Raw genomic sequence first — 7,146 nt, 5'->3', positions numbered from 1 at the left:
TTGGTGCACAGCCTAGGATCAATGAGCGCGCCGCCTCCGCCGCTACCGGATTAAAGAAGCACAACAATTGACTGTCATTGGGAAGGTACATGGTAACGACGCCCGTTCCTCTTTTGTCTCCGGGTAATCGGATCTCAAAAGAATTCGTCGAGGGAGGCGCGCTCGTGAAATACAGAAACTCTCATAACAAGCGGTCCAAAAAGCGGGGGCTTGACACAATTTCTTGACGTCGATTGATGGCAAGCCGATCCGCAGCGGTAGAACACCGGCGACTGCGTACACTATTACTGCGCAATTCACGGCCTATACCATGTTTATGAAACCCGAGTATCTGAGCTATTTCCGGTTGCTCAATCCTTGGCTTAAGTGTTTCCAGTTTTACAGGGTCATCTCGTGTAAATTAGTGGCGGGACATTATGGACTCCTTCGGGTGTTTGATTAGAACTATTGTACAGAAGATCTCTGTGATGTCCTCTTTTTTTGAACGGTTGCATTTCAACCTTGAATCCGCCCACAAAGTTTCTGTGACAATAGCAGGCGCTTTGCTTTACAATAAAGAATAAAGAAGATCTTTTACTGGAAATTACCTTTATGCCGGAAAAATCCCTATCAACTGTTCGCGTGCTGCCCGATGCGGTGGCCAATAAAATTGCCGCCGGTGAAGTGGTGGAACGCCCCGCCTCAGCTGTTAAAGAGTTGGTCGAAAACGCTTTGGATGCAGGCGCCACCCGTTTATCGGTGCGTCTTGTGGCTGCCGGCAGACGCCTCATTGAAGTGCAGGATAACGGCCATGGCATGTCTGAGCAAAACGCCTTGCTCGCCATTGAACGACACGCCACCAGCAAAATACGCAAAGCCGAGGACTTGGACAATATCCGGACCCTCGGGTTTCGCGGTGAGGCCCTCGCCAGTATTGCGTCAGTATCCCGATTCGTGTTGGTGACCCGTCGCGCTGAAGACGAGAACGCCGTCATGTTGCGCGTAGAGGGCGGCATATTGCGGGAAGTGCAGCAGATGGGCGCGCCCATAGGCACGCGCATTTCCGTAAATCGCTTGTATTTCAATACGCCAGTACGCGCCAAGTTTCTCAAAGGGATCACGACCGAGCTCAACCATTGCATCGATATCGTGCAGCGCCTCGCCCTCGCCAATACGGGCGTGGGATTTCAGCTGACCCACAACGATCGTATGCTTCTTGATGTGCCTGAACATGCATCGCTGCGCGATCGTATCGCGCTCATCTGGGGACTCGGCTTTGTTCGCGATATGGTTGAAGTGGAGGGCGAGAAAAACGGATTTACCGTTAAAGGACTTGTGGGAACGCCTGAATTGACGCGGGCATCACGATCCCACCAATTCTTTTTTGTCAATGGACGTCCCGTTTCCAATCCATCACTCCAATATGGGCTGCAAGACGCTTTCCGTGGCTTGCTCACCGTGGGCAGACACAGTACCGCCGTGCTTCTGCTCACCTTGAACCCAAGACAAGTGGATGTGAATATTCATCCTACGAAACGGGAGATTCGATTCAGAGAGGAACGAGCCGCCCATGATGCCGTCCGCGACATTGTCCGTGATGCACTCTCCCGATTCAGCAAAGCCGATGCAGAAATTGCAGCCGCCCATGCCGCCATCGTTACAGCTCCCCATGTCATTACGGAAGAAATCGCTGTGCCGCCCACGTCACAAAAAGAGGAGCACGTGTCGGAGGAGCTAAGACAGGAAGAAACTCAGATGTCCGCGCCGGTACAAAGCCTTCAGAGCCAACCGGTCTTTCAACCGCCGCAGATGACTAAGCCGGAACCGGCGGCACTCGATTCCGAAACGAAAGAATTGCCCGGCTTCGAATCTAGGCACATAGCCCATGAGACGCTGAAAGAATCGGGTGTTCAAAGCTTGGTTCCCCAGGGCTGTTTCGAGCCTTTGACTGAAATCGGCGATGCGCCCCTGCAATTGTTTGAAACCTATCTGCTCGTTCCCGACGGAGAACGCCTTTTGATCATTGATCAACATGCTTTACATGAGCGCTTAAATTATGATGCCTTGCTCAGTGAACTTGAAAATAATGAATACCCCATACAACAACTGGTTGTTTCAGAAGTTTTTGAAGTAGCCCCATCACAAGTGGCGCTCCTCGAATCCCACCTTGACGATTTCATGCGTTTGGGCATAGAATTGGAATCTTTCGGCGGCACCTCCTTTCAAGTGAGTGGTGTTTGTCATCTTTATAATGAAAGCCGCATACCCGATGTGGTCTTAGACGTTCTTGAACACTTCGCGCAAGGCCGCCTCTTCGACCAAGAAACCATGTGGGAAACGCTGCTGCGCACCGCAACCCGGGCCTGTAAAGCTTCCATCAAAGCGGGGGATTCCTTGACCTCACAAGAACGCCGTCATTTGTTGGACGGCTTTCGTAAACTAAGGCCTCCCTATACCTGTCCCCACGGGCGTCCTATTTTGGTTGAGATCACCCGCCAGCAAATGGAAAAGAGTTTTCGGAGGATTCAGTGAAGCGAGCCATTGCCGTGGTAGGACCTACCGCCTCGGGGAAAACTACCCTTGCCATCGCCCTTGCCCAAAAATTACAAAGCGAAATTTTATCGGCCGATTCCATGCAGTTTTATCGGGGCATGGAAATTGGTACTGCTGCACCCACTGCAGAAGAACGAAAAGCGGTACAGCATCACTTTGTGGGATTTCTCAACCTTGACGAGACTATGGCGGCAGGAGAATTTGAGCGGATCGCCCGTGAAAAAGCCATGCAATTGCTCCAACGCAAGTTGACGCCTGTACTCGTTGGTGGTTCCGGACTCTATGTGAGCGCTTTTATTGACGGTCTCTTCAGCGGTCCCGCCAGAGATCCCCAATTGCGGCAAGCCTTGCGTGAAAGAGCGCGTCTCGAAGGCAATGCCGCCATGTATGACGCGTTGAAAAAAATTGACCCTGATTATGCCGCCGTCCTCGCCAATGAAAATGATCTGGTACGTATTATCCGGGCACTCGAAGTATATGAGCTGAGCGGACGCCCTTATTCTGTCTGGCATCAAGAACACCAAAGCAACAAAGACCGCTGGCACGTTACCCAAGTGGCACTGCAATGGGAACGTGAAATACTCTACGAACGTATTAACCAACGGGTACGCCAAATGATGCATGCGGGCTGGATCGAAGAGACACAGCGGCTCCTTGACAGCGGGCACGGCGCACAAATTGAACGCCTGAAAGCCCTCGGTTACCGCGAAATCGTGTCTATGATTCAGGGGCACACAACCCTTGAAGAGGTCATCGAAACCATAAGCAAGCAACACCGCCGCTTTGCCAAACGGCAACTGTCTTGGTTTCGTGCCGATAAACGGGTTCACTGGCTGCGCTGCGCCGAAGAGCCGAAGCTCGACGACCTTACCGAGCAAACGCTCCGCCTCTTTCATGAGGAGGTTTAAGGATCTGCTGCACGTCCCCCCCCCCAGCACACCCTAACGCGCTGATGTTCGTTTACGTCGCTATGGTGTGTGGAGACCAACGTGGATATCCGAGCTACGGCGTATAACGCCGCGCCTCGATGATGTCTCTTTTTTCGGACCGCTTGCATTTCAACCTTGAATCCGCCGGATGGCTCAGGGGCTTGCATCAAAGACGCGGCTTAACGTACTATCAGCACACGGGGAATCATGAGATTCTCAAGGTAAATATCTCTTATTAGCAATGAATAAGGACAATAACTATGTGGTTTTCCGGTATATCAGATGAGGCAGGACAAGATATTGCAACACAAATCAAAGCGCATCAGGAACTCAACTGGAAATGGTTGGAATTGCGCGCTATAGACGGTGTTAACCTCACGCAGATCAGTGACGCTGATTTTGACGCAGTCTATGGGGCGGTAAGTGATGCGGGCATGGGCGTATCTTGCTTTTCCAGTGCCATCGCCAATTGGGCACGCCCCATCACCGGCGATTTCAATGTGGACGCAGAAGATCTCACCCGTGCCATACCTCGGATGCACCGCTTTGGCACCTCTTTTATACGGGTCATGAGCTATCCCAACGATCCCGATAATCCCGTGAGCGATGAGGTATGGCGCAAAGAATCCATTTCACGGATGCGCCAATTGGCACGTATCGCCGAGGACGGCGGTGTCATACTGGTTCATGAGAATTGCAGTGGCTGGGGCGGACTCTCGGCAGAAAACAGTAATATACTGCTGCGCGAAGTGGATAGTCCTGCGTTAAAGGTTGTCTTTGATACGGGCAACCCCGTCACCTACGGGCAGGACGCTTGGGAATATTATCAGACTGTATTGCCTGATATTGTCTATGTCCATATCAAAGATGCCGTAAAAATAAACGGTGAGGATCACTACCGTGTCTGCGGTGAGGGAGACGGACGGGTTAAAGATATTGTTGCCGATCTGTTCCGCCGCGGCTATGACGGCGGTCTGTCTATCGAACCTCACCTTGCCGCCGTTATTCATACGGGACAAAAGGCCGATGACGCTGAGCGTCTCTATCAATCCTATACAGACTATGGGCGGCGTCTGATGGAAATCGTTGCTGAGATACAGTCCGCCTGAGTTCACCTTGTTGTTTACTACTTTCTAATCCCGGATCTTTTTGTGTCTATAACGGAGTGCTTTCTTAATTTCAGGAATAACTGGTCATGAAACGTATTGCAGTATTAACGAACGGCGGCGATGCGCCGGGCATGAACCCCGCTATTAGGGCTGTTGTGCGAACAGCCATAGCCCATGGCGTCGAGATCTTCGGTATACAACGGGGCTACCAAGGGCTTATCGAGGATGCCATCGAAGCCTTCTCTGCACGCTCCGTGAGCGGCATCATCCATCATGGCGGCACCATTTTGCGCACGGCGCGCAGTCAAGAATTCAGGACTGAAGCGGGACTCGTCAAGGCGGCGCAGCGGCTGCGTCAACGAGGTATTGAAGGCTTGATCGTTATCGGCGGAGACGGATCCTACCGCGGCGCTTACAGTCTTTGGGAAAAACAGGGTATTCCTTGTGTCGGTATCCCGGGCACGATTGACAATGATATTGGCGGTACGGAATATACGATTGGATTTGATACGGCATTGAATACGGCCATGGAAGGTATTGACCGTCTCCGCGATACGGCTGCATCCCACGACCGTATTTTCTTTGTCGAGGTCATGGGCAGGCATAGCGGGTTTATTGCCATGTACAGCGGTTTGGCGGGCGGCGCGGAAGCGATCCTCGCCCCGGAAAGCGCCACCGATATTCCCGCTCTTTGTGAGGATCTCCGCGAGATGAGCCGCCGCGGAAAAACATCGATGATTGTTGTGGTCGCAGAAGGGGATGATGCGGGAAATGTCTTTACTGTAGCGGAAAAAGTTGCCGCCATATCCGAGTTCAAGGATGTGCGTGTTTCTGTGCTGGGTCATCTGCAGCGCGGCGGCGCGCCCACGGCCTTTGATCGGGTTTTGGCGCTGCGTATGGGCGCGGCGGCAGTGGAAGCCCTCCTCGACGGTTCCCAAGCCGATATGATTGTCATGGAAAAGAACCGCATCGGAAAGCGGCCGATCCAAGATTCATGGACCATTAAAAATTGTTTTGATCCGGATTTATTTCGCGTGTCCCGACTCTTAAACGTATAATAAACCTTGTTAAAGAAATGGCGTTTTTGTCGGGGCGGCGTTTAGGGTAGAACAGCACGCTGCCCCGCGACGGATGATCGATGAAAGCCGAAACGCCTGTTCCGCCGTTCCGGATCTATGAAGGTACATGTCTTGCATTTGTTGACCCGCTACATTCTTGGAAAAATCTGGCCGCCTGCGCTCCTTGCCGCGGGGGTGGTTAGCTTTGTGGTGGTCGGCGGCGCAGTTCGTTCGCAAATGCGTGAGATCGCCGATAAGATCCCCATCAGCCAAATGGCCGTGGGTGATATTGCTCAAATCGGTTTGTACGCCTTACCCACCATGGTGGGCTATATCTTTCCCATATCCTTTTTGCTCGGCATCATGTTTGTGTTTGGCCGCTTGGCGCAGCACAGCGAATTGATTGCCATGAAGGCAGCGGGAATCCCGCTCAAGCGCATTGTCATGCCTGTCGTATTCTTGGGCATGGCGCTGAGCGTGGCCGCCTTTTGGGTGGCAGATCAGGTGCAGCCCTGGGCGTATCGGCGCTTGATCCAGCTTGTCACCTTTGAATTGCCTTTGCGCATGACCGTGGACGCGCTGCCTACGGGGGTCATGCACGAAGTGGGTGATTGGCGCGTGTATCTGGGGGATCGCGAAGCGGACGGGAGCCTGCGCGATATTGTTATTTTGCAGCCGAAACAAGAGGGCGCCAACGCCTTTTATGCAGACCGTGCCCGGCTGGTTAAGCGGGACGGGAAAACACAGCTGATCTTAAATGAAGGCTACTACATTCCTGCTGATCCGAGGCAGCATTTCAGCTTTGAGACCATGGAAACGTCTGCGCCGTTGCCGCGGGCAGGAAAAATGGCGGGTGCCGGTGAGGGCTTCACCCTTGCCCAGCTGCGCGCCGAGGAAGCGCGTCTCGCTCAGGTCTTTCAAGAAACCAGCTCTTTGCCTGCAGGCGTTGAGCTGCGCAATATCCGGCTAAAGATTAAGAACAGACTAGCCTTCCCGCTCATGTGTCTCGCTGTCAGCATTGTGGGCGCGCCCTTGGGCGCACGATCAAAACGGACGGGCCATTCCTATGCCTTCACCTTGGGTTTGGGACTCATCGGTCTCTATTTTGTCTTGCGCAAGCTCGTTGAACTATCGCTCTTGCTGCCCCTGCCGCTCACCATTGCATTGGGGCAAATCCCCAACTTGCTCCTGTGCATTTTGGGGCTCATACTCATCTGGCGGGTGGACCGCGTATGAACCGCTACGACCGCTACCTCACAAGGCGCATGATCGAGACCCAATTCAAAGTGCTCGTGTCCATGATTCTGCTTGTGTCGGTTATTGATCTGATTGTCACCCGACAGGACGCCATCCTAAAATATCAAGTGCCCCTTACCGTTGTACTCCGTTATTATATAACCCTTATTCCGACCATTCTCTTTGAATTTCAGGCCGCTGCCATTGCCGTACTCGTGGCTGCGCTGATCGTGTTGGGCAAAGCCGCCCAGGACCGAGAGATCACAGCCTTGCTTGCAGGGG

Annotated in this window: 6 protein-coding genes; all 6 read left to right on the top strand. The window is 52.9% G+C overall.

Going from position 1 to position 7,146, the window contains the following annotated elements:
• Positions 1-591 precede the first annotated feature (591 nt).
• Complete coding sequence (mutL, locus tag GX117_14805) at positions 592-2,511, top strand: DNA mismatch repair endonuclease MutL (protein NLO34597.1); 1,920 nt, start codon at positions 592-594, stop codon at positions 2,509-2,511.
• Positions 2,508-3,440 carry a tRNA (adenosine(37)-N6)-dimethylallyltransferase MiaA gene (miaA, locus tag GX117_14800; GenBank protein NLO34596.1) on the top strand — a complete coding sequence of 311 codons (933 nt, stop codon included), beginning with the start codon at positions 2,508-2,510 and terminating at the stop codon, positions 3,438-3,440. The genes mutL and miaA overlap by 4 nt, the downstream gene beginning before the upstream one ends.
• 281 nt (positions 3,441-3,721) lie before the next feature.
• Positions 3,722-4,570 carry a sugar phosphate isomerase/epimerase gene (locus GX117_14795; GenBank protein ID NLO34595.1) on the top strand — a complete coding sequence of 283 codons (849 nt, stop codon included), beginning with the start codon at positions 3,722-3,724 and terminating at the stop codon, positions 4,568-4,570.
• 86 nt (positions 4,571-4,656) lie between these two features.
• Positions 4,657-5,628: a 6-phosphofructokinase gene (gene pfkA, locus GX117_14790; GenBank protein NLO34594.1), complete on the top strand. Its 972-nt coding sequence runs from the start codon at positions 4,657-4,659 to the stop codon at positions 5,626-5,628.
• A gap of 117 nt (positions 5,629-5,745) precedes the next feature.
• On the top strand, positions 5,746-6,864 hold the full coding sequence (locus GX117_14785; GenBank protein NLO34593.1) for a YjgP/YjgQ family permease: 1,119 nt from the start codon (positions 5,746-5,748) through the stop codon (positions 6,862-6,864).
• A partial coding sequence (locus tag GX117_14780; GenBank protein ID NLO34592.1) for an LptF/LptG family permease occupies positions 6,861-7,146 on the top strand: 286 nt, incomplete at its 3' end. The genes GX117_14785 and GX117_14780, both read left to right, overlap by 4 nt.

Source organism: Candidatus Hydrogenedentota bacterium (genome assembly GCA_012523015.1).
In the GTDB taxonomy this organism is placed as follows: Bacteria; Hydrogenedentota; Hydrogenedentia; order Hydrogenedentales; family CAITNO01; genus JAAYBJ01.
This window is presented reverse-complemented; position numbering and strand designations above follow the sequence as displayed.

Excerpts from the sequence above, each read along its gene's own strand:
- mutL (NLO34597.1), top strand. The coding sequence starts at position 592 with ATGCCGGAAAAATCCCTATCAACTGTTCGCGTGCTGCCCGATGCGGTG.
- GX117_14795 (NLO34595.1), top strand. The coding sequence starts at position 3,722 with ATGTGGTTTTCCGGTATATCAGATGAGGCAGGACAAGATATTGCAACA.
- pfkA (NLO34594.1), top strand. The coding sequence starts at position 4,657 with ATGAAACGTATTGCAGTATTAACGAACGGCGGCGATGCGCCGGGCATG.
- GX117_14785 (NLO34593.1), top strand. The coding sequence starts at position 5,746 with ATGAAGGTACATGTCTTGCATTTGTTGACCCGCTACATTCTTGGAAAA.